Source organism: Idiomarina zobellii (genome assembly GCF_900100855.1).
In the GTDB taxonomy this organism is placed as follows: Bacteria; Pseudomonadota; Gammaproteobacteria; order Enterobacterales; family Alteromonadaceae; genus Idiomarina; species Idiomarina zobellii.
Genome location: NZ_FNCB01000004.1, coordinates 134,766 through 160,561 on the forward strand (window position 1 = coordinate 134,766; position 25,796 = coordinate 160,561).

20 protein-coding genes and 1 tRNA gene are annotated in these 25,796 nt (G+C 45.3%); 19 read left to right on the forward strand and 2 right to left on the reverse strand.

What is annotated here, in order from left to right; genetic code table 11:
• Positions 1-29 precede the first annotated feature (29 nt).
• The 14 genes from BLT32_RS06035 (at position 30) to BLT32_RS06100 (ending at position 18,427) form a co-directional block, all read left to right on the forward strand.
• Positions 30-1,706 carry an alanine/glycine:cation symporter family protein gene (locus BLT32_RS06035; protein ID WP_053953626.1) on the forward strand — a complete coding sequence of 559 codons (1,677 nt, stop codon included), beginning with the start codon at positions 30-32 and terminating at the stop codon, positions 1,704-1,706.
• 127 nt (positions 1,707-1,833) lie between these two features.
• Positions 1,834-2,160, forward strand: coding sequence for a zinc ribbon domain-containing protein (locus tag BLT32_RS12815; RefSeq protein ID WP_053953627.1), 327 nt, complete (start codon positions 1,834-1,836; stop codon positions 2,158-2,160).
• Positions 2,161-2,163: 3 nt separating this feature from the next.
• Positions 2,164-2,451, forward strand: coding sequence for a YeaC family protein (locus BLT32_RS12820; protein WP_053953628.1), 288 nt, complete (start codon positions 2,164-2,166; stop codon positions 2,449-2,451).
• Positions 2,452-2,463: 12 nt separating this feature from the next.
• On the forward strand, positions 2,464-2,928 hold the full coding sequence (locus tag BLT32_RS06050; RefSeq protein ID WP_053953629.1) for a GAF domain-containing protein: 465 nt from the start codon (positions 2,464-2,466) through the stop codon (positions 2,926-2,928).
• On the forward strand, positions 2,928-3,224 hold the full coding sequence (locus tag BLT32_RS06055) for a hypothetical protein (protein ID WP_235443981.1): 297 nt from the start codon (positions 2,928-2,930) through the stop codon (positions 3,222-3,224). Before BLT32_RS06050 ends, BLT32_RS06055 begins: the two co-directional genes overlap by 1 nt.
• Positions 3,217-3,843, forward strand: coding sequence for an RNA chaperone ProQ (gene proQ, locus BLT32_RS06060; RefSeq protein WP_053953630.1), 627 nt, complete (start codon positions 3,217-3,219; stop codon positions 3,841-3,843). The genes BLT32_RS06055 and proQ overlap by 8 nt, the downstream gene beginning before the upstream one ends.
• 9 nt (positions 3,844-3,852) lie before the next feature.
• On the forward strand, positions 3,853-5,913 hold the full coding sequence (prc, locus tag BLT32_RS06065) for a carboxy terminal-processing peptidase (protein WP_053953631.1): 2,061 nt from the start codon (positions 3,853-3,855) through the stop codon (positions 5,911-5,913).
• Positions 5,914-6,029: 116 nt separating this feature from the next.
• The gene (locus BLT32_RS06070) at positions 6,030-7,412 is read left to right on the forward strand and encodes a sodium-dependent transporter (RefSeq protein ID WP_053953632.1); all 1,383 of its coding nucleotides are present in this window, start codon (positions 6,030-6,032) and stop codon (positions 7,410-7,412) included.
• Between the two features lie 11 nt (positions 7,413-7,423).
• A complete protein-coding gene (gene nhaC, locus BLT32_RS06075) occupies positions 7,424-8,878 on the forward strand; it encodes a Na+/H+ antiporter NhaC (protein ID WP_053953633.1) in 1,455 nt (484 codons plus the stop codon).
• 19 nt (positions 8,879-8,897) lie between these two features.
• On the forward strand, positions 8,898-11,486 hold the full coding sequence (pepN, locus tag BLT32_RS06080; protein ID WP_053953634.1) for an aminopeptidase N: 2,589 nt from the start codon (positions 8,898-8,900) through the stop codon (positions 11,484-11,486).
• 22 nt (positions 11,487-11,508) lie between these two features.
• Entirely contained in the window at positions 11,509-11,733 is a 225-nt protein-coding gene (locus BLT32_RS06085) for a DUF2835 family protein (protein WP_053953635.1), read from the forward strand.
• Between the two features lie 198 nt (positions 11,734-11,931).
• Positions 11,932-16,779 carry an NAD-glutamate dehydrogenase gene (locus tag BLT32_RS06090; RefSeq protein WP_053953636.1) on the forward strand — a complete coding sequence of 1,616 codons (4,848 nt, stop codon included), beginning with the start codon at positions 11,932-11,934 and terminating at the stop codon, positions 16,777-16,779.
• Entirely contained in the window at positions 16,779-17,783 is a 1,005-nt protein-coding gene (gene pyrD, locus BLT32_RS06095; protein WP_053953637.1) for a quinone-dependent dihydroorotate dehydrogenase, read from the forward strand. The genes BLT32_RS06090 and pyrD overlap by 1 nt, the downstream gene beginning before the upstream one ends.
• Before the next feature lie 89 nt (positions 17,784-17,872).
• Positions 17,873-18,427, forward strand: coding sequence for a cell division protein ZapC domain-containing protein (locus BLT32_RS06100; protein ID WP_053953638.1), 555 nt, complete (start codon positions 17,873-17,875; stop codon positions 18,425-18,427).
• Between the two features lie 83 nt (positions 18,428-18,510).
• Here the strand turns inward: BLT32_RS06100 and BLT32_RS06105 are convergent.
• Positions 18,511-18,587 (reverse strand) — tRNA-Met (locus BLT32_RS06105).
• A gap of 191 nt (positions 18,588-18,778) precedes the next feature.
• Between BLT32_RS06105 and rlmKL the strand changes: the two genes are divergently transcribed.
• The 5 genes from rlmKL to rmf all read left to right on the forward strand — a co-directional run bounded on the left by rlmKL (position 18,779) and on the right by rmf (position 25,154).
• Positions 18,779-20,896 carry a bifunctional 23S rRNA (guanine(2069)-N(7))-methyltransferase RlmK/23S rRNA (guanine(2445)-N(2))-methyltransferase RlmL gene (gene rlmKL / locus BLT32_RS06110; protein ID WP_053953663.1) on the forward strand — a complete coding sequence of 706 codons (2,118 nt, stop codon included), beginning with the start codon at positions 18,779-18,781 and terminating at the stop codon, positions 20,894-20,896.
• Positions 20,896-21,135, forward strand: coding sequence for a glutaredoxin family protein (locus BLT32_RS06115; protein WP_053953639.1), 240 nt, complete (start codon positions 20,896-20,898; stop codon positions 21,133-21,135). Before rlmKL ends, BLT32_RS06115 begins: the two co-directional genes overlap by 1 nt.
• Positions 21,132-23,084, forward strand: coding sequence for an ATP-binding cassette ATPase Uup (gene uup / locus BLT32_RS06120; RefSeq protein ID WP_053953640.1), 1,953 nt, complete (start codon positions 21,132-21,134; stop codon positions 23,082-23,084). The genes BLT32_RS06115 and uup overlap by 4 nt, the downstream gene beginning before the upstream one ends.
• Positions 23,085-23,098: 14 nt before the next feature.
• Complete coding sequence (locus tag BLT32_RS06125) at positions 23,099-24,808, forward strand: DUF3466 family protein (RefSeq protein WP_053953641.1); 1,710 nt, start codon at positions 23,099-23,101, stop codon at positions 24,806-24,808.
• Between the two features lie 169 nt (positions 24,809-24,977).
• Positions 24,978-25,154, forward strand: coding sequence for a ribosome modulation factor (rmf, locus tag BLT32_RS06130; RefSeq protein WP_053953642.1), 177 nt, complete (start codon positions 24,978-24,980; stop codon positions 25,152-25,154).
• A gap of 79 nt (positions 25,155-25,233) precedes the next feature.
• Here the strand turns inward: rmf and fabA are convergent, their stop codons facing one another.
• Positions 25,234-25,746 (reverse strand): 3-hydroxyacyl-[acyl-carrier-protein] dehydratase FabA, encoded by a 513-nt coding sequence (gene fabA, locus BLT32_RS06135; protein WP_053953643.1) that lies wholly within the window; start codon positions 25,744-25,746, stop codon positions 25,234-25,236.
• Positions 25,747-25,796: the final 50 nt, after the last annotated feature.

Below are 25,796 nucleotides of genomic sequence, written 5' to 3' on the forward strand. Positions count from 1 at the left end.
ACAATAATAACAACAAGAGGGGGTCTTCCTTGGAAGCGCTCAATAATTTTCTATTATGGATTGATGGGTTCTTAGGCTCTGCAGCCTATTTCCCATTCATTCTGCTGGGTGTGGGTCTGTTTTTTACGTTATACCTTGGTTTCCCACAAGTTCGTTACTTCAGACACGCATGGCGCGTTCTAGCCGGTAAATTTGACCGCAAAGACTCGCAAGGCGACACCAGTCACTTCCAGGCTTTGTCGACAGCCCTGTCCGGTACAGTAGGTACCGGTAACATCGGTGGGGTTGCACTGGCTATATTCTTAGGTGGCCCAGCCGCTATTTTCTGGATGTGGATGACGGCATTCTTGGGTATGACCACCAAGTTTGTCGAGGTGACCTTATCGCATAAATACCGTGTTAAAACCGAAGACGGCACTATGGCTGGTGGCCCTATGTATTACATGGATCGCCGCCTTAACATGAAATGGCTAGCCGTTATTTTTGCTATTGCCACTATTGTTAGTTCTTTCGGTACGGGCAATATGCCGCAAATTAATAACATTGCTCAATCGATGGAGCAGACTTTCGAGATTGATCCTGTCTGGACCGGGGCTATTTTGTCGATACTGTTGGCGATGGTTATTATTGGCGGTATTAAACGTATTGCGGCGGTAACGTCAAAGATTGTTCCTATCATGGGGATTCTTTATGTTATCGGCTCTTTAAGCGTTATCTTCTTCAATATTGATAACATTGGTGAGTCATTCGTCTCTATTTTCAGAGATGCCTTTACTGGCTCAGCGGCTGCTGGTGGTTTCTTAGGGGCAAGCTTTGCGTACGCCTTTAACCGAGGGGTTAACCGTGGCTTGTTCTCGAACGAAGCGGGTCAGGGTTCTGCGCCAATTGCTCACGCCTCTGCGAAAGCGAAAGATCCGGTTGCTGAAGGTTTGGTATCGATTCTCGAGCCTTTCCTGGACACCATTTTAATTTGTACTTTAACCGGTTTGGTTATTCTCTCTTCTGGTGTATGGACCGAGAAGCATGAGAATAACTTTGCTCGCAGTGACCTCGACTTTATTGTTGGTCAGTACAATGACGTTGATACTGACGACCGTGAAGAGCTTTATAAGTACTTGAACGGATTCAGTGATACTGAAATTGAGCGTTACTCCGGTAAGCTGGAAGTGGTTGATGGTGAAGCGCAAACAGGCGGTGAAATTACTATTTTGCATGCCCGTTCAGTAGCTGAAGATGTTCGTTTTATTATCGCCGGCGAGGATGCCTATAATGGTACCGTTGAGATTAAGAACGGTAACTTAATAAAAGAAGACATCGAAGTGGTTGGTAAGTCATTGGTGCACTCGGCTGCGTTGACTTCATTAGCCTTCGCTAACGGCTACTTCGGCGATTACGGACAATATATTATTCCATTAACGCTACTGATGTTCGCGTTTTCGACAGCTATTGCCTGGTCTTACTATGGTGACAGGGCGGTTGTCTATCTAGTCGGGCAAAAGGGCGTTATGCCATACCGTATCCTGTATGTTGCTGGTTTCTTCTGGGCGTCTTTCGCAGATACCACACTGGTTTGGACGGCGTCGGCAGTTGCTATTGTACTGATGACGCTACCTAACTTGCTGGGTATGTTATTGCTTCATAAAGAAATGAAGTCGACTGTTAAGTCTTATTGGAAAGACTTTGGTGACGCTGACAAGAAAAAATAAATTCTTTTGAGTCAGTTAAAACGGCCAGTTCTTGCTGGCCGTTTTTTATTTTCTTATTCACTATGCTTGAAATTCAGCGCAAAAGCCTTATATTGCAAGGACTGCATAAGAGGTAGGTTATGAAATTATGGCGTTAACGAAATGCCCATCTTGCAATAAACGAATTTCATCAAAGGCTCGTGAATGCCCACATTGCCAATTTGTTTTGGCGGGGCAGAGCAAAGAAGACATTCAGCGCGAACGGCGCCGCTTGAACCAGGAAAAATCAGATAAGCTGGTTTCTCGCTCAATGTTGGCCTTAATTATTGCAATAGCCGCTTTTACCTATTTGTTTATGCAACAACCACAACCTCAGTCATGGGGCTATAATATCGCTATTGGCGGTATTGTTGTTGGCTTAATATGGTTTGTTATAAACCGAGTTCAGTTGATGTTCCTGAAAAAGAAACGGTAACCCATGCAGTTCGATGACTTAATTAATAGCATGACGCCTGAGGTGTATGAACGCTTGGTTCAATCTGTTGAGACTGGCCGGTGGCCTGACGGCAACAAACTAACCGACGAGCAACGAGAAAATTCGCTGCAGTTGGTTATGGCGTACCAAGCTCGGTTCGGTAACTCTGACGAGGCGTATACGGTGGGTCCGGACGGCAATATTATTTCTAAGTCTAAGCGGGAATTAAAAGATCAGTTCCGCTCCGACAATGACACGGGTTCAATAGCCCGTTTCAAGCTCGATAACTAAGTTGAAACTACTATGAAAGCTAAGTTGTATTCCGACCTTTTACGCCAGTCTCAAGCTATTACAGAAGGCGAGCCTAACCTAATAGCTAATCTAGCCAACATTTCTGCCTTGTTGTACGACACTGTCGATGACATAAACTGGCTTGGGTTTTACCTAACCGACTCCGATAATGAGCTTGTTTTAGGACCATTTCAGGGCAAAGTGGCGTGCGCAAGAATCCCGTTTGGAAAAGGTGTTTGTGGTGTTGGTGCACAGTCCCAAGAAACGCAGTGTGTTAAAAACGTGCATGAGTTTGAAGGCCATATAGCTTGCGATTCAGCATCAAATAGTGAAATTGTGGCACCTATAGTTGTGAACGGCACAACCGTCGCTGTTCTTGATATTGATAGCCCTTCTATTGGTCGTTTTGACAATGAAGATGCAGAAGGCTTTCAAAAAATAGCTGACTTCTGTAGCACGCTGAACTGGTCGAAATAATGTTAATGTTTGCAGAATTCGATATTCATAGTTATTTGGTGACGCGTGAAGACGCTATATTCTTCGACGATGATGCCGAAGAAGCTGCGGACCAAGTTAATGAAATGCTGCATCATATTAATGCGTTGCGCACAGATGACGATAACACAGAGCAATTGGAAGAAATGGTTCGTCGTACCCTGTATGACTGGATAGAGGAACCGGCTCTTTTAGAATTATCATTTGACGAAATGGACGAATACGTTCAAAACCTAATGGACGACGTTCGAGAACAGGAAGAAGAACAGAATGAGTGAACCGGAAAAACTAACGAAAAGCAAAGACGTTATTGCCTATCTAGCAGAACAGTTTCCTAACTGCTTTTCGTTAAAAGGTGATGCCAAGCCTCTAAAAATCGGCATTTTTGAAGATTTGGCCAAACGCTTAGAAGACGATGAAAAAGTCAGCAAGACACGCTTAAGAACAGCGCTTCGTCACTACACAAATAGCTGGCGTTACCTTTACAGTATAAAAGCCGGTGAAGCTCGAGTCGATCTTGACGGTAACGAAGCCGATAAGGTCACTGAAGAGCATCAGGAACACGCTCAAGAGTCATTAAAAGAATCTAAAGCGAAAGCAGCACAAAAAGCGAAAGAAAAAAATGCTGCAAAGCCTAAAGCGCCGGCGAAAAAGAAAAAGCCTGAGGCGAGCAAACCTAGCAAGCCTAAAACCGCTAAGAAAAAGCCAAAACCAGAGCTTAAACTGGAAGAAGCGGAACTTAGCAAGCTTTCTGTAGGTCAACAAGTACAGGTAAAAGCTGGAAACCAACCCATGACGGGAACCATTACTGAATTGGACAAAAGTGATGTTCAGGTTCAGTTGGCAAATGGTCTCAGCATGAAAGTGAAAGCTGATAAGATATTTTTGCGCGCTTAGGAGCATTGAATGAAACACTTGGCTGTAAAAAGTTATTTATTGGCGTTGGCTGTCGCAGTACCTGCAGCTTACGCTATCCCTCCAAAACACAGTGTCGATGAGTTGCCGGAATTAGAGCAAGAGTCTCAGCACGATACAGCCAGTGAACGCATTACATCCTATTTCACTCGTTATCACTTTAGCGGAATGACGCTGGATAACGAGTTGTCTGAGCAAATTTACGACCGCTACTTCGAGATGATCGATTACAGCAAAATGTTTTTGCTGAAAGAAGATGTTGAAAGTGCGTCAGAGTATCAACACTTATTCGATGACATGCTGAAAAGTGGTGACCTCGATGTCGCCTACGACATTTACCAAAGTAGTCTGAAACGTCGATTTGACCGGTATACTTACGCGTTGTCTTTACTCGATGACGAAAAGCCAATGGACTTCTCGGCACAAGGCGATAAGTATTATTACGACCGCGAAGATGCTGAGTGGGCTAAAACGGAAGAAGAGCTTGATGAGCTCTGGCAAAGCCGCGTTAAATACGATGCGCTTAATTTGAAGCTTGCCGGTAAAGAGTGGCCTGAAATCGTTGAAACCCTGGGTAAGCGGTACAATAGTGCACTTAACCGTTTAACGAAGTCTAAGAGTGAAGATGTATTTCAGACGCTAATGAATGCTTTTGCTCGCTCTGTGGAGCCGCATACCAGCTACTTATCGCCCTCGAACTCTGAGCGCTTTAAACAGAACATGAATTTAGAGCTTGAAGGTATCGGTGCTGTTTTGCAGTCAGAGTATGACTACACCGTTATTCGTAGCCTGGTTCCTGGCGGTCCTGCTGATAAAACAGGCAAATTATCGCCCGAAGATAAAATTATCGCTGTTGGTCAGGGCGAGGGCGAAGATAAAGAAGAGTTTGTTGACATTATTGGCATGCGTCTGGATGACGTTGTTGAGCTAATAAAAGGCCCTAAAGGTACTACCGTACGACTTCAGGTACTTAAGTCCAGCCAAGGGGCAGGCGGCACGCCAAGTGTTGTTAAGGTTACTCGTGACAAAGTTAAACTGGAAGACAGAGCCGCTAAAGCAGAAGTGAAAACCATTGAAGAAGGCGTTTATGAAGGCCAGAAAATGGGCGTTATTGAAATACCAGGCTTTTACAACAATCTGACTGCTGATGTCCAAAAGCTTATTAAAGAGCTTCAGTCTGAAAATGTGGAAGGTCTTATCATCGATTTACGTGGTAACGGCGGTGGTGCCCTGACAGAAGCTATTGGGTTAACCGGTTTGTTTATCGATAAAGGCCCTGTCGTACAGGTAAGTGACGGTCGTGGTCGCGTTGATGTTAGTGAAGATAAAGACGGTAAAGTATTTTACTCCGGACCTCTGTTTGTCATGGTTGACCGTTACAGCGCGTCAGCTTCCGAAATATTCGCAGCGGCAATGCAAGATTACGAGCGCGCGCTTATTCTGGGTGAAAATACCTTTGGTAAAGGCACTGTTCAGCAGCACCGTGGGTTAGCGCGTCGTTTCGACTTTTTTGATGAGCCTCTGGGCAGTGTACAGTACACCATCGCTAAGTTTTACCGTATTGACGGTGGTAGTACGCAGCTGAAAGGTGTTCAGCCTGATATCGTATTTCCTTCGTATGTGGAGCCATCAGAGTGGGGCGAAAGCAAAGAAGATAATGCGCTACCGTGGGACAAAATTAAAAAAGCAGACTTTAAGCCTGTCAATAGAGTTGATGACTCAGAAATTGAAGTGCTGCAAACACGTTTAAATAAACGCATTGAAAAAGCGCCGGAATTTGAGTTCATCTTTGAAGATATTGAGCGGTATCGCCTGGAAAAAGACAAAACCTGGGTCAGTCTTAATTCAGAAGAGCGCAAGAAAAAAGAAGATGAGCAAAAAGCTCGCCAGCTTGAACGAGTCAATGCTCGATTAAAACGAGCGGGAATGGAGCCAGTTGAAGACATCGAAGATGCTCCTGAGGAAGTGACGGAGGTCGACCCTTACCTTGATCAGGCATTGCTCGTAGCGATGGATTTTATTAACGGCGAGGAGCTTGCCGCGAATAATTAATGGACACTGTATCCTTGAAATACCGCCTTAACTGGCGGTATTTTTTTAATACAACCGACAACAACAGAAGCGGTTGTGATATAACTCAATAAAATAACAACAATAACTAAAATACGATGACAAACAATCAAACAATCTCAAGCCGCTGGTCCAGCCGGTTAAGTTTCATTTTGGCATCCTCCGCAGCAGCCGTTGGGCTGGGCAACATTTGGAAGTTCCCTTATGTCATGGGGGAAAATGGCGGTGGCGCTTTCGTTCTTATTTATTTGCTGTGTATTCTTGGCATTGGCATTCCTATCATGATAGCCGAGGTCATTATTGGTCGTCGGGGCCGTCATTCACCTGGATATGCAGCAAAGTCTGTCGCCCTGGAGTCAGGGAAAAGCTCGTTTTGGCAAAGTGCTGGTTGGCTGGGAATGCTAACAGGGTATTTGGTTTTAAGTTTTTACGCGGTTATTGCCGGCTGGGCATTAGCCTACGTTTTCAAAGCAGGACAGGGGCTGTTTGAAGGCGCATCGGCAGAACAAGTGGGTAACGTTTTCACCGGGCTGCTTTCATCGCCGGGCGAGCTAATGCTATGGCATAGCCTTATTATTGTGGCGACGGTTTTAGTGGTTGGTAATGGTGTGAAAAACGGTTTAGAACGTTCTGTCCGATTTCTATTGCCTGCGATGATCCTGTTACTGGTTGGCATTGCTATATACGTTGGCAACATCGGCGATTTCTCTGCCGCTATTACTTTTATGTTTGAGCCTGACTTTAGCAAACTGTCGGTAAACGGTGTAATGATTGCTTTGGGTCACTCATTCTTTACATTAGGCTTGGCGTCAGGCGTAGTGATTATGTACGGCGCTTACTTGCCTCGGGAAACATCAATTGTTCAAACCAGTTTGTGGATAGCTGTAATTGATACCATCGTTGCGCTACTTGCCGGTTTGGCCATATTTCCTCTGGTTTTCGGTTTCGGTCTTACGCCAAGCGAAGGACCAGGCCTTATCTTCACTACATTACCTCTGGCATTTGCAGAAATGCCTGCGGGTACGTTACTTGGCACTGTCTTTTTTGTCATGCTTGTTATAGCCGCATTCACATCGGCCATTGCTATGATCGAGTCATCGGTCGCTTTTGTGGCAGAGAAGTTCTCCTTAAGTCGTTGGCCGGCTACGTTAGTTTCAGGCCTTGTTCTGTGGTTGCTGGGACAACTCACCATTCATTCATTTGCCGGTAGTGACTGGGCGCAGCTTAGCGGCGAGTGGTTAGGTAAACCTATTAACTCAATTTTTGATATTATTGACCTTCTGACGTCGAGTATTCTTTTACCATTAGGCGGTTTACTGCTCGCAATTTTGGCTGGCTGGGTGATGAAAAGAGAGCACAGCGAAAATGAGCTGGACAGTCATAAACCCGTTTTTGACATCTGGTTGTTGTGCGTTAAATACATAGCGCCTGTAGCCATTATTATTATTTTCTTACAGCTAATTGGTTTTATAAAACTTTAGGTTAAAAATTAATGAGTCACACAACAAAACAACCGAGTTTGCTCCAGGCGCTTATTCCATTAATCGCGCTAATTGTCATGCTGGCTTCATCCGTTTATTTATTCGGAGAAGATTCTTCTTACGGGCCTAACCAAATAGCGCTATTAGTGGCAGCGGGTATCGCCGTTATTATTGGTTTCCGAAATGGCTTTAGCTGGTCACAAATAGAAGAAGGTATTACCGAGGGGATTTCAGTCGCCCTAGGCGCTATGCTGATAATTCTTGCAGTTGGCTCATTAATTGGAACCTGGTTGCTTTCGGGCACCGTACCAACACTTATTTACTTTGGCTTAGAGTTGCTGAATCCCGGATTATTTTATGCGGCCAGCTGTATTATTTGCGGTATTGTCGCTCTGTCAATTGGTAGCTCCTGGACAACCGCAGCTACCATAGGTGTGGCGCTTATGGGGGTAGCTTCAGGCATGGGGCTTGAGCCAGCTATTGCAGCCGGTGCTATCGTTTCTGGTGCGTATTTTGGTGACAAAATGTCACCGCTTTCCGATACCACAAATCTTGCTCCCGCCGTTGCCGGTACAGAGCTATTTGCGCATATCCGTTACATGGGCTACACAGCCGGCCCGGCGTTTGTTATCTCAGTCATCATCTTTTTAATTCTGGGCTTAAACGCAGACACCAATGTGAGCTTACAGCGTCTGGAACAAATGCAAACACAGCTTCACGGAACCTTTAATATTGGTTGGGAAATGCTGGTACCACTTGCCGTACTTTTATACTTAGCGGCAACACGTAAACCGGCGCTACCCACCGTGTTCTTTGGGGCGCTACTAGGCGGCGTCTGGGCGCTCATTTTCCAGCCTGAAATGGTCACGCAAATTGCCGGAGAAGAAGGTTGGATAGCATCGCTAAAAGTGGTTTGGCTGGCATTGTCTGATGGCACAACCGTCAGTACCGGTAGCGCTAACTTAGACTCTCTGTTAAGCGGTGGAGGCATGGTTTCTATGCTCAATACCGTTTGGCTTATTCTGAGCGCCATGACATTTGGCGCCATTATGGAAAAAATTGGTCTGTTAGAACGATTTATTCGCGGTATGTTAAAGGCGAGCAAATCTGTCGGTTCACTCATTACCGGTACTATATTCACCTGTTTTGGTGCCAACGTTTTAACCGCTGACCAATATATGGCGATTGTCTTGCCAGGTCGCATGTTCCGCGAGGAATATGAGCGCCGTAACCTTGATCCTCGCGTGCTGTCTCGTACGTTAGAAGACAGTGGTACTATCACCTCAGCATTAATTCCATGGAATACCTGTGGTGCTTATATGTTCTCGGTGCTTGCGGTAAGCCCATTTGAGTATGGTATCTTTGCGTTCTTCAACTACTTAACACCGTTAATTGCTATCGTGTTTGCCTACACAGGCTGGACCATTCTTTATAAAAAGCCAGAGCAAAAAGAAGCAACGGCTTAATCAGTAACGAAAGGAAGTTATGACACAGTTACCGAAAGCGAAGTATAGAAAAGATTATCAACAACCCGAATTCACTATTTCAACGGTTGACTTAACCTTTGAGTTACACCCTGAAAATACCCGGGTCACTAATGTCATGAAGGTTGAGCGCCAAGGGAATCACAGTAAGCCGTTGGTGCTTGATGGCGAAGACATAACGCTGAATAGTGTCAAAGTGAATAATGAGGTTATTCCGGCCGAAAAGTGGAAGGTTGAAAATAACCAGTTGGTACTCGAAACAGCGTTCGATAGCTTTGAACTCACCATTGAAAATACAGTTAACCCAAGCGCCAATGAGGCGCTTGAAGGTTTGTATTTAGCCGAAGGAACTTACTGTACGCAATGTGAGGCCGAAGGGTTCCGTCGCATTAGTTACTTCATGGATCGCCCCGACGTTCTGGCAAAGTACCGCACAACGGTTATTGCCGATAAAGAAGGCTACCCATACTTGCTATCAAACGGTAACCGCGTTGAATATCGTGAGATAGAAGGAGGTAAGCACCTGGCCGTGTGGGAAGACCCTCATCCGAAACCCAGTTATTTGTTTGCCTTAGTTGCTGGTAACTTCGACTTACTGGAAGATACTTTCACAACCAAAGATGGCAGAAACGTAGAGCTTCAACTGTTTGTCGATAAAGGCAACCTTCATCGAGCCCCACACGCTATGGAATCGCTCAAAAACGCGATGAAATGGGACGAAGAGCGTTTTAACTTGGTTTATGACCTCGATATTTATATGGTCGTTGCCGTCGACTTCTTCAATATGGGAGCTATGGAGAATAAGGGCTTAAATGTCTTTAATGCCAAATACGTATTGGCGAATCCAGAAACCGCGACTGACCAGGACTTTCTCAACATCGAGTCGGTTATCGGCCATGAGTACTTTCATAACTGGACGGGTAACCGAGTGACGTGCCGTGACTGGTTCCAGTTGTCCCTGAAAGAAGGCTTAACTGTTTTTCGAGATCAGGAGTTTAGCTCTGACTTAGGCTCTAGAGCAGTAAACCGCATTAACGATGTCAAAGTTATTAGAAGCCATCAGTTTGCTGAAGACGCTAGCCCAATGGCGCACCCCATACGTCCGGATAAAGTGGTTCAAATGAACAACTTTTATACCGTTACGGTATATAACAAAGGTGCAGAAGTCATTCGCATGATTCATACCTTGTTAGGCGAAGAAGGCTTCCAAAAAGGCATGGCGCTATATTTTGAGCGCTTCGATGGACAAGCCGTTACCTGCGAAGACTTTGTTGCGGCGATGGAAGATGCCAATGGTGCTGACTTTGGCTGTTTCCGCCATTGGTATTCACAAGCGGGTACACCAACAGTTTCTGTTGAGCAAGATTATGATGCTCAGCAACAAAAACTGACTATTACCTTGCGCCAGGAAACGCCTGCAACGCCCGGACAAAGTGAGAAGGCACCATTCCATATTCCGGTGAAATGGTCAGCGTATTCCGTAAAAGGGCAGCCATTGGAGTTGTCTGATGAACAGCTGATTCATCTTAAAGATAAAGAGCTAACGCTAAGCTTCGAAAATGTTGCCGAACAGCCTGTTTTATCGCTGTTTGAGAACTTCTCAGCACCGGTGAAAGTGAAGCGGGACATCAGTGACGATGAATTACGTGTTCTAATGGCTCACAGCCAAGATGAATTTAGTCGCTGGGACGCTGCACAAACCTTGTTTTCACGTAAGGTTGAGCAGGCTATCTCGAGCGAAACGGCGCTAGAGTTAGACGAACAAACGGTTACGTCTTGCCGAAACTTACTGCTTGGAGACAGCGACCCGGCTTTAATTGCATTAGCGTTAACATTACCCACGCCTGCAACCATCGCTGAAAACTTTAGTGTGATACCTGTTGAGCGAATTAACGAAAACCTCGATGCGCTTAAACAGCAGCTCGCTGAAGCGTTAAAAGAAGACTTTATTAGTGTTTACAATAAGTGTTCAACTAAACACCCTTATGAGTTGTCGGCACAAGACATTGCGGCGCGACAGTTGAAGAAAACCTGCTTAAGCTATCTGGCCTTAACCAGCAACAGCGATGAACTGCTTGAGCAAGAATTTAGTCAAGCGGACAATCTGACTGATCAGCTTGCGGCATTGCAGGCTGCTGTTTGGTCAAATCATTCGCTGGCGAAAACTCTCCTGGAGGCCTTTGATAAGCAATGGCGTGGGGAAAAACTGGTGATGGACAAGTGGTTCAGTACTCAAGCACTTGCCAATAACGAAGCGACCGTTGAGCGGCTGACTGAGCTTATGTCGCACCCGGATTTCAGCATTAAAAACCCGAATCGGGTTTATTCGTTACTGGCTGCTTTTACACAGAACCAAGCGCAGTTCCATAGAGCTGATGGTAAAGGGTACCAACTGGTAGCTGAGCAAATTAAAGTGTTGAATGACTTTAACCCTCAGGTAGCGTCGCGCTTATTGTCTGCGTTTGTAAGTTGGCGTCGCTATGACGAAAAACGTCAAGAGCTAATGAAAGCTGAGTTGAAAGGCATTCAGTCTTTACCAAACTTAGCCAGCGACTTGTTTGAAAAAGTAGAAAGTTGTCTAACTGAATAATTATTTAAGGTAGGCGAGTAACGTGATCATCCAGTATGTCTTTAGTCTGTCCATGAGCTATCAGGAATACTGTGATGTTTACTATAACAAGGGCTTTCAACAGGTAGTTGTAACCACTGATAACGGCACGCGGGTCGCAATTCCCGCGGGCCGCTTTATTAAGTTTATTGACAGTCAGGGAATAAGAGGACGCTTCTGCCTACAAGTCGATGAAAATCAAAAATTTGTTGATTTACGTCGTGTCTAAAGACTTCCATTCAGTTAAATAACATAGTTATTTCTTAATCCCCGAAATATCTGGTCTAAACACTGGTTTTTAATGCGAAATAGCGTTGAAAGCCTATGATAAATGTCCGACAATAACCTCAATCATAGATTCATTGGCCGCGGGCCGCATTTGGCTTGCCTGCGACGTTTCACCAACAACCTCAAGGACTCTGTAATTATGTCGTTGGTCGATAGTCAATCTCCGGTTTTACTGGAAAAAGTCGTTGAATTGATAAATAAGAAAGTTCCAGCCCCTCAGGCGCATTTAGTTGCAGATTTTGCCAAACGGTTATACCGAAACATTGCAAGCGATGATTTAACCAATCGTCACGATAGCGATATGTACGGTGCTGTTTTAGGACTTTGGCACAGCTTTAACGAATATAAGTCTGGCGATAAAGCACTTATTAAAGTCTACAATCCTGATGTCCCTACGGACGGCTGGGAGTCGCCACATACCATTGTTGAAATCATTCAAAATGATATGCCGTTTATGGTCGACTCCGTGCGTATGGCGTTATCTCGCCTGGGTATTACGTCGCACTTACTGCTGCACATGCCGATTAGTCACAAACGGGACAAAAAACACCAAGTTACAGAGTTACAAAAGCCCGGTACACGTAGTAAAGATAATTACGTCGATACCGTGTTCCTGATAGAAATTGACCGTCAGACCAGCAAAGAAGAAATTAAGACACTGAAGAAAGAGTTGGTCTCGGTAATGGAAGAAATTAGCCTGGCTGTTCAAGACTGGAAGCCAATGCGTGAGCGCTTGCAAGAAGTGGCTAAAGAGCTTGATAACGATTTTTATCCTGGCGATAAAGTCTATAAAGACGAGGCTAAGAAGTTTCTTAAGTGGTTGGCAGACGACAACTTTACATTAACCGGCTATCGTGAATATGAGCTTAGCCCGGTAAAAGGCGACTATGAGCTAAAACAGATTAAAGAGACCAGCCTTGGCTTAATGAAAAATTCGGTCAGTGATAAAGGTCGTTTGGTTTCATCATTGCCGGAAGATGCTCGCGAAATCATTCAGAATGATCGCCTGTTACTATTGACCAAAACCAATTCTAAATCGCGTGTTCACCGTCCTGCGTACTCGGACTACATTGGTATTAAGCGCTTCAATGAAAAAGGTGAAGTTATTGGTGAGCACCGCTTTATCGGTCTTTACTCAGCGAGCTTCTATAATAACAGCACCTCGGATATTCCTCTGGTTAGTGAAAAAATCGAGCGTGTTTTGGAAATGTCTGGTTTCGCACCACAGTCTCATGCCGCCAAAGCGTTACTGAATATTTTAGAAACCTATCCACGTGATGAAATTGTTCAGGCTGAAGAGGATGACTTATTAGAAGTCGGTCTGGGCGTGCTGCAAATGCAAGAGCGTGATATGACTCGCGTGTTTTTGCGCCGAGATATCTTTGGTCGCTTCATGTCATGCATGGTTTACGTGCCGAAAGAGCGCTACAACACCTTACTGCGTGAGCGTACGCAAAGTATATTGGCAAGAACGTTCAAAACGGAATACGACGTTGACTTTACGACGTATTTTTCAGAGTCATCATTGGCGAGAACACACTATACAGTCCGTTTAAGTGATGATCATCAGACGATTAACGTGAAAGATTTGGAGCAAAACTTGATTGAAGCTGCACGCACCTGGGAAGATAATTTCGAGAGAATTTTACAGTCTACATACGGTGAAGCCCAGGCAACGCGTCTCAACAAGCGTTATTCTTCAGCTTTTCCTCGCTCATATAAAGAAGATGTGCTGCCATCAGTAGCTATCTCTGACATTAAGCAACTTGAGTCGCTAGACGATGATCACAAGTTGGGCATGGTGCTGTATCGTGCGCAAGAAGAGAAAGACGACAGCAAACATCTGCATCTGAAACTATTCCATAAAGACGAACCCATTCATTTGTCTGACGTGCTGCCGATGCTCGAAAACTTTGGTTTACGAGTTATTGGTGAAAGCCCGTATCAGATTAAAACCAGCGATGGTCATATTTTTTGGGTTCTTGACTTCCAAATGCTTCACACGGCGGGTTCGCTGGACTTAGATGAAAGTCGCGAGACCTTCCAAAATGCCTTTGCTAAAGTATGGGGCGGTCAGCTTGAAGATGATGGCTTCAACCGTTTAGTACTGGGTGCTGGTATGAATGGTCGCCAGGCAACCATTTTGCGTATGCTGGCTAAATACATGCGCCAAATTGGTACAACATTCAGCCAAAGCTACATTGAAAGTACCTTTAGTAAGTATCCGCTGCTGGCTAAATTGGTTGTGAAAATGTTCTATACCAAGTTTGAGCCGGGTACTAAGGATGTCGATAAAAAGCTCGAAGCGTTGCACACACGAATTAACACCGAGTTGGATAACGTTGCCAACTTAGATGACGACCGCATTATTCGTCGTTACGTTGAGCTCATTGATGCTGCACTTAGAACAAACTTTTTCCAAACCGATGAAAGCGGCAAGGATAAGCCTTATATCTCATTGAAATTCCTACCGGAAATGGTGCCGGAAATGCCGCTGCCATTGCCTAAGTTTGAGATTTTCGTTTATTCACCGCGTGTTGAAGGTGTTCATTTGCGTGGCGGTAAAGTTGCCCGTGGCGGCTTGCGCTGGTCTGACAGACGAGAAGACTTCCGCACCGAAATTTTAGGACTGGTCAAAGCTCAGCAAGTGAAGAATACCGTTATTGTGCCGGTTGGCGCAAAAGGTGGTTTTATTTGTAAAGCGCTGCCGGAAGACCGTGAGGGCTTTATGGCAGAGGGTCAGGCATGCTACAAAACCTTCATTCGCGCACTGTTAGACATTACTGACAACATTATTGAAGGCGAAATTATTCCACCGAAAGACGTTGTGCGTCATGACGAAGACGACCCATATTTAGTGGTCGCGGCCGATAAAGGCACCGCAACCTTCTCGGACATCGCTAACGGTATCTCTGCCGAATATAATTTCTGGTTAGGCGATGCGTTTGCGTCCGGTGGCTCAGTGGGGTACGACCACAAGAAAATGGGTATTACCGCACGCGGAGCCTGGGAGTCTGTTAAACGTCACTTCCGTGAAATGGGTATTGACTGTCAAACCACTGACTTTACCTGTGTTGCTATCGGCGATATGGGCGGTGACGTATTTGGTAATGGCATGTTGTTGTCTAAGCATACGCGCTTACAAGCTGCGTTTAACCACATGCATATTTTCATCGACCCAGAGCCAGATGCAGCAAGCTCCTGGAAAGAAAGAGACCGCTTATTTAAGTTACCGCGCTCTACCTGGGACGATTACAACAAAGAGTTGATTTCTAAGGGCGGTGGTGTTTTCTCAAGAAGTGCCAAGGCCATTGAGTTAACGCCAGAAATTAAAAAGATGATTGGCACCAATAAGAAGTCGATGACGCCAAACGAGCTGATAAAAGCCTGTTTGACGATGGAAGTCGATCTTATTTGGAACGGTGGTATTGGTACCTACGTAAAAGGTAAAGCAGAGACCGATACTGACGTCGGCGACCGTGCCAACGACGCACTACGTGTGAATGGTCACGAGCTCAAAGCAAAAATTGTGGGTGAGGGCGGTAACCTCGGGTTCACTCAACTTGGACGTATCGAGTTTGCTCAAAAAGGCGGTCGCATTAATACTGACTTTGTTGATAACGTGGGTGGCGTTGACTGCTCGGATAATGAAGTCAACATTAAGATCTTGCTGAACGGCTTGGTGACCAGTGGCGACTTAACGCAGAAGCAACGCGACAAATTACTGTACGACATGACAGAAGAAGTGGCAGAAATTGTGCTGGATGACTGTAATCGCCAAACTCAGTCAATTTCAGTTACCGCGCTTCGCGGCGCTGATCAGATAAAAGAGCTGCAGCGCTTTATTCATCAGTTGGAACGTGACGGTGCGCTGAATCGTCAACTGGAGTTCTTACCAGATGATGATGAACTGGCCGAACGCCAGGCGTCGAATCAGGGGTTAACTCGTCCAGAGCTTTCAGTATTAACCGCTTACGGAAAAATGGTTCTGAAAGAACAATTGATCACAGACGAGATTACTGAAGATCCTTACCATGCTCGTGAGCTATTTGATTCGTTCCCGGTACCACTGCGTGAGCGTTTTGCTGAAGCAATGACGTCGCACCCGCTGAAAGGGCAGATCATTGCAACCAAGCTGGCCAACAACATTGTTAATGACATGGGGCCAAACTTTGTATTCCGTAAGCAGGAAGCAACAGGAGCTAGTGTTGCAGAAGTTGCCTCAGCTTATGTCGTTGCACGTGAGTGTTTCAAAGTTGAAGAGCTTACCGACAAAATTGAAGCGCTGAACAATAAAGTACCGGCTGAGGTACAAAACGACGTATTGTTCCAGCTTCGCCGCATGGTCCGCCGCGCAACCCGCTGGTTCCTGCGCCACAGAAATCCAACGTTGAATGGTATTCAGGAACACCTGGATTTCTACATGGGCGCATTTGATGATCTTCGCAAAAACAGTCTGAAATATATGATTGAAGACGAAGTGAAGGTGATTGAAGAAACGATAGAGAAATACAAAGAACACGGCTTCCCGGCTGAACTAGCGAAGCACGTTGCCAGCTTGAGCACCATTTTCTCTGCTATGGATTTAGCTGAAGTGGCTAACGAAAGCGGGCAAAACCTGAAAACGGTCGGAACACTTTACTTCCGTTTAGGTGCTGAGCTTAACTTACACTGGTTCTTAACACAGATTAATAACCAACCGGTTGCTAACCACTGGCAAGCACTGGCTCGTGCCGCTTTCCGCGAAGAGCTGGATTGGCAGCAACGCTCACTGACGCAAGTGGTATTAAAAGCAACCTCAGACGCGAAAGACCCAGAGAAGATGATAAGCGAGTGGGTAGAGAAGAACGAAACACTGCTGTACCGTTGGCAGCAAATGCTTTCTGACTTTAAAACGACTAAGAGCCATGAGTTTGCTAAGTTCTCAGTCGCGTTACGCGAGCTGATGTTACTTAGTCATAACTGTGCACCAAAAGTATGCAGCTAATGTACGGAATTATTCGTTCATGGCTGTTTCGCCAAGACGCCGAGCGCACGCATGAGTTTGCGCTCGGTATTTTAAAGCGTTGGCACAACACCCCGTTGTCGCTGTTTTGGAAACAGAGTATTCCAGATAAACCGTGCGAAGTAATGGGTATTCGCTTCCCTAACCAGGTGGGTTTAGCGGCAGGTCTTGATAAAAACGGCGAGTGCATAGATGCTTTTGGTCAAATGGGCTTTGGTTTTGTTGAAATAGGGACTATCACGCCGGTTGCTCAACCGGGTAATGATAAACCTCGCTTATTCCGCTTGGTAAGTGATGAAGCCATAATTAACCGGATGGGCTTTAATAACGAGGGTGTTGATAAGCTTTTGGAGAATGTTAAAGCCACTTCTTATAAAGGCGTGCTTGGCATTAACATTGGCAAAAACAAAGTAACTCCCGAAGAAGAGGCTATTAACGACTACCTTATTTGCCTTGAGAAAGTCTACCCGTATGCAGATTACGTCACCATTAATATTTCATCGCCCAATACGCCGGGTTTACGTAATTTGCAGCACGGCACTGCATTAGATGACTTGCTCAGTAAGCTAAAAGCGTCCCAGGCTGAGCTGCATAAAAAGCACGATCGCTACGTACCTTTAGTCGTGAAAATTGCCCCAGATCTAACAGCAGATGAAGTCACCGTAATGGCGAAATCACTGCTCAATGCCAACATTGACGGTGTTATTGCAACTAACACAACACTTGCTCGTGAGCATTTAACCGACTCGCAAGCGTCAGAAGCCGGCGGTCTTAGCGGGCGTCCGTTGCAAGATAAAAGCACAGATGTTATCCGTCACTTAAGCAACGAGCTTCATGGAAAAATGCCGATTATTGGAGTAGGGGGCATTAATAGTGCAGCTGCGGCTAAAGAAAAATTAGCTGCCGGAGCAAGTTTAGTTCAGGTTTATACTGGGTTTATTTATCACGGTCCCAAACTTATTAAAGAAGTTGTTAACGGCTTGTAATAGATACCTGAGTCTAGTATCTTTACCCGTATATTATTTAGTCGCATTCGAATCATTTCGCTCATATTAGAAGAATAAAGGGCAACAGCGTGGAATCACAACCGCATTGGTTATGGCTATACAATCAAGAATCTGGCGAGCTTTCTGTTAAGCTCTCGGAAGAAAACTCATGCCAAATAGCGTATAAGCCAAACCAGCTGGTCAACATTCATTTTGAACGTTCTGAATTGGATATTGAGGATGCGACTGTATTTCAGTCAACAACCGAACTCCTCGAAGGCTATCCAAGCGACAAGCTCCCATGTGCTATTGACGATGCTGCATTACATGCAATGGCCTGGAAGCGTTTCGGCCGTCCTCAAATGCCACAAAGCTGGCACTTTCAAAAATCAGATATTACTGAATGGCCAGAAGAGCGTCGTTTATGTGAGCTCAACTCCGGGTTCGATCAAGGCTTGTTTATGATTATAGATGCGGATGATGAGTTTGCATCCTGTGTCTTGCTTGACGAGTCTATGCAGTTGTCTGCCATTAAGACCATGCGCCAATTTCAAGTAATAAAAGTGACCTTAAATCGGTTACTACCCGCCACTATTGACTTAGCAATGTCTTCACAGTCGTCCTGGGGACAGCGTTTAGCATAAAGTTTTTGTGTTAGCTTTCAGGTATTCTTTTTGGAAGTAAATTTCTGAAGATTATTTAAAGGAGTTACTTTAGAAAGGATAATTGGTTGCGGGGGCAGGATTTGAACCTACGACCTTCGGGTTATGAGCCCGACGAGCTACCAGACTGCTCCACCCCGCGTCCGATGAGGCGAATACTATACCTGTCCTTTCCATAGCGCAAGCCTTATTTCACTTAACCGCCTACTATTCAGTCAAATTGGAGTTAAGTGCTTATTAATTACTCATTTAAGGTTATTTCCCGGGTTATTAAAGACAGCCAAGTGGCTCTCCGTTATAATTGCGGTTTACTGAATGAACAAGTCGGAATTTATGCATCGTTTTTTTATCGCCTGTGCCAAAGGGCTCGAAGAGCTACTTCACGAAGAATTGCAGGCTTACGAATTACCTTATTTAAAACAAACATTTGCCGGTTGCTATATCGATGCTTCTTTAGAGCAGGCCTACCGCATTGTTATGTGGTCTCGTTTGGCAAGCCGTATGTTGCTCCAGTTAGGTGAACACGAACCCAGCAGTCTGGACGACATAAAGCTGACACTGACTCAGTTTAACTGGCAAAGTGTCTTTAGTAATAATGAAACCTTTATCGTGGACTTTTCCGGTGGTAATGACGATATTCGTCATACTCAATTCGGTGCACAATTGGTAAAAGACTGTATTGTCGACTACTTCCGAAATAAGGGGCTGGCAAGACCGAACATAGAAAAGGAGCAGCCCGATATTCGTATTGCGGTTCGTCTGCATAAAGGAAAACTGGTGTGGTCGTTAGACTTCTCTGGTGACGGTATGCACAAACGTGGTTATCGGACAGAGCAGGGCGCAGCGCCGTTGCGCGAAACCTTAGCGGCAGCAATTCTTATTCGCTCGGGTATTAAAACCGAGCTAGAAAAACCTCAACCCGCTATTTTTGATCCCTTTTGTGGCTCAGGCACTTTGCTTATTGAGGCTGCGATGATGGCCTCTGATCACGCGCCCGGCCTTGGTCGCGGGCACTGGGGCTTTCTGCGTTGGAAAGGACATGACACAGCCGCATGGCACAGTGTGCTAGACGAAGCGGAAGAACGCTTCAAGGTTGGCAAGGCCGCTTTCAAAGGCATCATAAAAGGTTCTGATAGTAGCGGACGAATGATATCCATTGCCCGCAGTAACGCGAGTCGCGTACTGCTGAATAATGTTATTGAGTGGGAAGAGCGAGACGCAACAGACCTGGAAGCGCCTGCTGAATCGGGTTTGTTGGTCACGAATCCGCCTTACGGTGAGCGTTTAGGTGAAGTTGTTGAGACGTTATTGCTTTACCAGCGTTTCGGACAAACCTTAAAAGAAAACTTTCACAACTGGCAGCTAGCAATACTTGCCGGTGACGAGCAACTGCTGAAGCGTTTACGACTGAGAAGTCATAAGAAATATTCGTTACTAAATGGTGCCATTCCTGTCACTTTAGCGCTTTATGACTTAACTAAAGAGCAGCCAGACTTTACAGAAAGTAAAAGTAATGACCTTTTAAATAGACTTAAAAAGAATTATTCAAAACTTCGCAAGTGGGCTGACAAAGAAGAGCTGGATTGTTGGCGCGTCTATGATGCCGATATTCCTGAGTACAATGCTGCCATTGATATATACGGCGACTACTTAGTGGTTCAGGAATATGCAGCTCCTAAAACAGTACCCGACGGGGTCGCAAACGATCGTCTGTGGTTCATGCTAGAAACCTTAAGTGAAGCTCTACCATTTGATGAAAGCAATATTGTCTTAAAGCGCCGCCAGCGCCAAAGCGGTCGCCAGCAATATGAGAAGCGCTCGCAGGAAAGTAAGGTACTGACGGTTCACGAATACGGTGCACGTTTCGAGGTGAACTTAACCGATTATCTCGACACGGGTTTGTTTATGGATCATCGCTTAGTTCGCAAGGAGCTTTTGGACAAGTGTAATGAGCTCGATGTTCTAAACCTGTTTGCTTATACCTGTACAGCATCGGTTCAAGCCGCCAGAAGCGGGGCGAAACGTGTGGTTTCGGTAGATATGTCGAACACTTACCTTAAATGGGGTGAACGCAACTTCGAACTCAACAATTTGCGTGGCGACTATGATTTTATTCAAGCTGACTGCTTTAGCTGGATGCGGGAGCAAAGAGGGAATCAAGCATTTGATGTGATCTTCCTGGATCCACCAACGTTCAGTAATTCTAAGCGAATGACGGGCACACTGGATATACAGCGTGACCACGTTGGGTTGATAAAAACTGCAGCAAACTTGCTGCACGAAGACGGTGTCATTTTGTTTTCTAACAACCGCAAGAAGTTTAAAATTGATGTCGAAGGCTTGGAAAAAGCCGGCTTTGAAGTTAACGACCAAACGCAGGCGTCTATACCTGAAGACTTCAAACGTCATAAAGGCATACACCATTATTTTATTATTTCCCGGGCGCACTAATGTCGGCAGTTTACCTATTAACTAAGCCCAATTGCCCGTTATGCACACAAGCGTTGCAAATGCTGTATCAGTTAGCATTAGAAGAGCCAGTAGAGCTTGGGGTCGTCGATATTTCGGAACAAGATGACTTACAAGAAGAATATGGCTGGCTTGTGCCTGTATTCGTGAAAGCCAACGATGACAGTGAACTTCGTTGGCCATTCGATGAAAAGCAACTATTGGAGTTTATTGAGCAATGAGTTTGTTGCGAGTTCAGGATGCTCATTTAGCCTTTGGCGCAGATGCCATTCTTGATGGCGTCGATTTTACCGTTGAAGCCGGTGAGCGCATTTGCCTGGTTGGTCGCAATGGCGCAGGCAAGTCTACATTACTAAAGACAATTGACGGCGAAGTTACTTTAGATTCGGGTAGTGTGCAGTGGATAGGTGATACTAAAGTATCACGTTTACCTCAGGACCCTCCTGCACAGTCTACGCAAAAAATTTATGATTATGTTGCTGAAGGCTTAGCCGAAACCGGAAAGCTATTATCGGAATATCATGAGCTTTCCGAACAGCTGGCTGATGCAGCGCATAGCGAAAAGGTGTTACAAGATTTAGAAAGAGTTCAGACCGCTCTTGATGCCTGCAACGGTTGGCAAATGGCCACTCGTATAGAACAAACATTAACGCGCTTGCAGTTACCTGCTGACGACACCATGGCCTCATTGTCTGGTGGTTGGTTAAGACGTGTTGCTTTAGCGCGCGCTTTGGTTGTTGACCCAGACTTGTTATTGCTGGATGAGCCGACCAACCATTTAGATATTGAAATGGTCCGTTGGCTGGAGGAACAAATTGTCGCCTTTAAAGGGGCTGTGTTGTTTATCAGTCACGACCGCGCATTTATTCGACGTCTGGCCACTCGCATTATAGACCTCGATCGCGGCATACTCACCAGCTACGTAGGTAACTACGACAATTACTTGGTAAAAAAGAACGAAGCGCTGGAAGTTGAAACGGCTCAAAACGCCGAGTTTGATAAGAAGCTCGCACAAGAAGAGGCGTGGATCCGACAGGGCATTAAAGCGAGACGAACGCGCAATGAAGGCCGAGTTCGAGCGTTACAAGACTTGCGCAAGCAGCGACAACAGCGCCGAGAACTGCAAGGCAAGGCGAACTTATCAGTGAACGAGTCACAGCGTTCCGGTAAGAAAGTCTTTGAAGGCGAAAATATGTCACTGGTGTTTGGAGAACAACAAATCATTAGCTATCTCGATTTGTTGCTCATGCGTGGTGACAAAGTTGCTTTTGTTGGCCCCAATGGTTGTGGAAAGAGTACCTTGATTAAGGTTATTTTGGGTGACCAGCCGGTGGACTCTGGCGTCGTGCGCTTAGGAACAAACCTGGAAGTCGCTTACTTTGACCAACACCGGGCACAGCTCGACCCGGGTCAGTCGGTTATGGACAACGTGGGTGACGGCAAACAAGACATTGAGTTTCAGGGGCGTCCGCGACATATCTTAAGTTACTTACAGGACTTTCTATTCACCCCGAAGCAGGCACGTACACCGGTCAGTGCATTGTCTGGTGGTGAGCGAAATCGCGCCTTACTGGCGAAAATACTGCTAAAACCAAGCAACATTTTGGTACTCGATGAGCCTACCAACGACTTAGACATTGAAACGCTGGAGCTTTTAGAGCAGATTATTGCGAGTTACGAAGGCACAGTTCTCTTGGTTAGTCACGACCGTGAATTTGTCGACAACACCGCAACCAGTGTGTTGTATTTCGAAGGTGAGGGCGTTATAACCGAGATAGTGGGTGGTTTTACAGAGCTTGAGCATTACCTGAAAAACAAAGCTCCTACAACTAAGGCAGATTCTTCTAAAACTAAGGGAACCAAAGCCCCAACAAAAGAGTCTGACTCGAACGAAAAACAAGAATCGAATACACAAAAATCGGTTAAAAGTTCAGCTAAGCCGCGTAAAAAGTTATCCTACAAGCTACAACGTGAGCTGGAAGCTTTGCCGCAAGTTATTGCTGAAAAAGAAGCGCGACTGAAAAAGTTACAAGAATCAATTAATGAAGCCGGGTTTTTTGAACAACCGCTAGAAAAAACAGAGCCTGTAATGAACGAAATTACTGAGCTGGAAGAGCAGCTCATGCAGGATCTTGAGCGTTGGGAAGAACTCGAAAACTTATCTGAATAGAGTAGTTATTAATAATGAAAACATTTACAACAAAAGCTGTTACTGCCGCTATTTTGTCATCGCTGTCACTGTCAGCTGCCGCTGATCTGTACCAAGTAGAAGAAATACCCACAGCCGACAACTTTCGTCATAGTTTTGCCAGAGATATTAACGCACAAAACTTTGTAGTAGGTGTTTCGCGCTTACCAGAAACCGCAGAAATTGACTTTGAGCGCTTGGGAATTGAAGACCCGGACACTCTTACAGATGAGCAAATTGTCAATTTCATACGCAACTTAGCAAATGAAAGCACATCAAATACTCAACAACAACGTATAGGACTTAATCAAGCGTTCTACTTTGATACGACAACCCAGGCAGTAGAACCTATACCACCAACAGGTGAGCAATGGGCAGACAGTACAGACAGCTTTTTCTACAGCATAAACAATGCTAACTCGGCTGTGGGTTACAGTACCGCGCCTTACGAGCTTATCGAGTATACCTATACCGATGGCGACGGCGAGGAGCAAACGCAAGAATACTTTGTCTCTGACTTTATTACTCGTGGAGTATGGTTTAACAATGGCGAAGTAACTCAGGTAACGCCACCAGAAACACAATACTTAGGCGGTGAAACCGCGTTAATGGATATTAACGACTCAGGTTTAGCAGCCGGTTATGCGAGTGTGGCAGTCAGCCCTTTAGCTGAAGAGCGAATTGCTGACTGTACGCCTGAAGACGAAGAAACCATTGTTACCAAACCGGTGCAGGTTTGTGCCTGGGAAACATGGTTCGCTTTGAAAAACAGTACCGCAAATAATATAGAGCCATTTACATACAGCTTTTACTCAAGAAGAAGTAGTGGCTCTTTTGGTGCTAACCGTTCTATTTACGACGTTCGTGGTTTCTTATGGCAATTGGACGCCAGTGGCAATGTCATTGGTGAGCCACAGCAGCTTGGCACTTTAATGCCTCGTGAAGAAGAAGATGAAAACGACTTTTCGAGTTACGCATACACGGTCAACAACAACGGTATAGCCGGTGGTCAAAGCTGGACGTATCATCCTGACTTAGACGCGATAAAAATGCCGGCTATTTTTGTTGAAGGCGAAGCCTTAGCGGTAACAGAAGACACAAAATATCGTTGGGGTTCGGTCAATGATATTAACGATAATAACGTTGCGACGGGTTACCTTGCCGAAGTTATTTCGTCTAAGCTGAGAACTACCGGCTTCATTTATAGTGTGGACAACGAACAGCTTACAACCTTACCGGGGTTCTTCACTGGCTCATCTACAGTCGCTAATGCTATTAATGATGACGGTATTGTGGTCGGGACTGGAGAAGTTGAAGCAACCTTAGCGACTCGCGACAGAGCTGGATTTATGTTCGACTCAACAGAAGAGGGCGCTGAGTTTATTAATTTGAACGATACAATAAGCTGTGACGCTCCCTACAATATTATTGAGGCGAACAGTATTAATGACAGCGGCGTTATTGTTGCAACCGCTTTAAAAGCTGAAGAGTACACTGACAGCGAAGGGGAAACTCAAACACGCGACGTGGTCGTTACGGTGAAACTTGACCCTTCGGCAGCTGATGGCGAGCTAAACGACTGTACCCAACAAGAAAACCGTGTTGAAAGACAAGGTGCAAGTTTAGGTCTTGGCACGTTGCTCGGCTTTATGGGTTTAGGCGCACTTATTTCTGTATTTCGCCGTAAATCAAAAATTAATAGCTAAACGTTCTATATAAAAAAGTGGCACAGTTTCAATTCGTTAAAAAATGTCAACTGAGACTCTGCCACTTTTACAATTGAACTCTCTCCAAATAAGTCTATCAATAGTAGAGAGGCATTAATAAAAAGCCTCTTTAAAAGAACAACTGTGAACAACAGGCGAGGATAGATTTATGAAAAGACAAAAACGCGATCGCTTTGAAAGAGCTCACACTCAAGGCTTTAAAGCCGGCTTACATGGGCGTTCGAAAGATAACTGTCCTTATCAAACTCAAGACGAGTTTAGGTCGCATTGGTTAGGTGGCTGGAGAGACGCCATGGAAGCAAGGAATACCGGCTTGTTTCGCTAATTTGTCATTCCTTTAAAGGAGAAACGCCGATAGTTGTTGCTATCGGCGTTTTTGTTTTAAGCAAACTTATGTCGTGCAATTAAAACGTTGAAGTATCGGTAAATAATCCGACTTTTAAGTCTTTCGCGGTATAAATTTCACGGCCATCAACTTCGACACGACCGTCGCCAACGCCCATGAACAGCTTGCGTTTTATAACGCGTTTCATATCAATGTAATAACTGACTTTTTTATGCTCAGGCAGAATTTGTCCCGTAAACTTAACTTCGCCAACGCCTAATGCACGACCGCGACCGGGGCCGCCTGACCATGCCAGGTGAAAGCCCAGCAATTGCCACATTGCGTCTAAGCCTAAGCATCCCGGCATGACTGGGTCACCAATAAAGTGACACTGGAAAAACCAAAGATCAGGGTTAATATCTAATTCTGCGTGAATATAGCCTTTGCCATGAGCGCCGCCATCTTCGCTAATCTCGACGATTCTATCCATCATTAACATATCAGGGGCGGGTAGCTTGCTGTTACCTGGACCAAACATTTCACCACGGCTGCAAGCCAGCAGCTCTTCCCGAGTAAAGCTCGACTGATTCATAAACACCTTAAGTAATTGAAAAAACTGTGCAGCAGTTTAGCGTACAGCTG

What these genes read in the sequence shown, in the direction of transcription:
- BLT32_RS12815 (WP_053953627.1), top strand. Translation starts at nt 1,834, where the DNA reads ATGGCGTTAACGAAATGCCCATCTTGCAATAAACGAATTTCATCAAAG.
- BLT32_RS12820 (WP_053953628.1), top strand. Translation starts at nt 2,164, where the DNA reads ATGCAGTTCGATGACTTAATTAATAGCATGACGCCTGAGGTGTATGAA.
- BLT32_RS06050 (WP_053953629.1), top strand. Translation starts at nt 2,464, where the DNA reads ATGAAAGCTAAGTTGTATTCCGACCTTTTACGCCAGTCTCAAGCTATT.
- BLT32_RS06055 (WP_235443981.1), top strand. Translation starts at nt 2,928, where the DNA reads ATGTTAATGTTTGCAGAATTCGATATTCATAGTTATTTGGTGACGCGT.
- proQ (WP_053953630.1), top strand. Translation starts at nt 3,217, where the DNA reads ATGAGTGAACCGGAAAAACTAACGAAAAGCAAAGACGTTATTGCCTAT.
- prc (WP_053953631.1), top strand. Translation starts at nt 3,853, where the DNA reads ATGAAACACTTGGCTGTAAAAAGTTATTTATTGGCGTTGGCTGTCGCA.
- BLT32_RS06070 (WP_053953632.1), top strand. Translation starts at nt 6,030, where the DNA reads ATGACAAACAATCAAACAATCTCAAGCCGCTGGTCCAGCCGGTTAAGT.
- nhaC (WP_053953633.1), top strand. Translation starts at nt 7,424, where the DNA reads ATGAGTCACACAACAAAACAACCGAGTTTGCTCCAGGCGCTTATTCCA.
- pepN (WP_053953634.1), top strand. Translation starts at nt 8,898, where the DNA reads ATGACACAGTTACCGAAAGCGAAGTATAGAAAAGATTATCAACAACCC.
- BLT32_RS06090 (WP_053953636.1), top strand. Translation starts at nt 11,932, where the DNA reads ATGTCGTTGGTCGATAGTCAATCTCCGGTTTTACTGGAAAAAGTCGTT.
- pyrD (WP_053953637.1), top strand. Translation starts at nt 16,779, where the DNA reads ATGTACGGAATTATTCGTTCATGGCTGTTTCGCCAAGACGCCGAGCGC.
- rlmKL (WP_053953663.1), top strand. Translation starts at nt 18,779, where the DNA reads ATGCATCGTTTTTTTATCGCCTGTGCCAAAGGGCTCGAAGAGCTACTT.
- BLT32_RS06115 (WP_053953639.1), top strand. Translation starts at nt 20,896, where the DNA reads ATGTCGGCAGTTTACCTATTAACTAAGCCCAATTGCCCGTTATGCACA.
- uup (WP_053953640.1), top strand. Translation starts at nt 21,132, where the DNA reads ATGAGTTTGTTGCGAGTTCAGGATGCTCATTTAGCCTTTGGCGCAGAT.
- BLT32_RS06125 (WP_053953641.1), top strand. Translation starts at nt 23,099, where the DNA reads ATGAAAACATTTACAACAAAAGCTGTTACTGCCGCTATTTTGTCATCG.
- rmf (WP_053953642.1), top strand. Translation starts at nt 24,978, where the DNA reads ATGAAAAGACAAAAACGCGATCGCTTTGAAAGAGCTCACACTCAAGGC.
- fabA (WP_053953643.1), bottom strand. Translation starts at nt 25,746, where the DNA reads ATGAATCAGTCGAGCTTTACTCGGGAAGAGCTGCTGGCTTGCAGCCGT.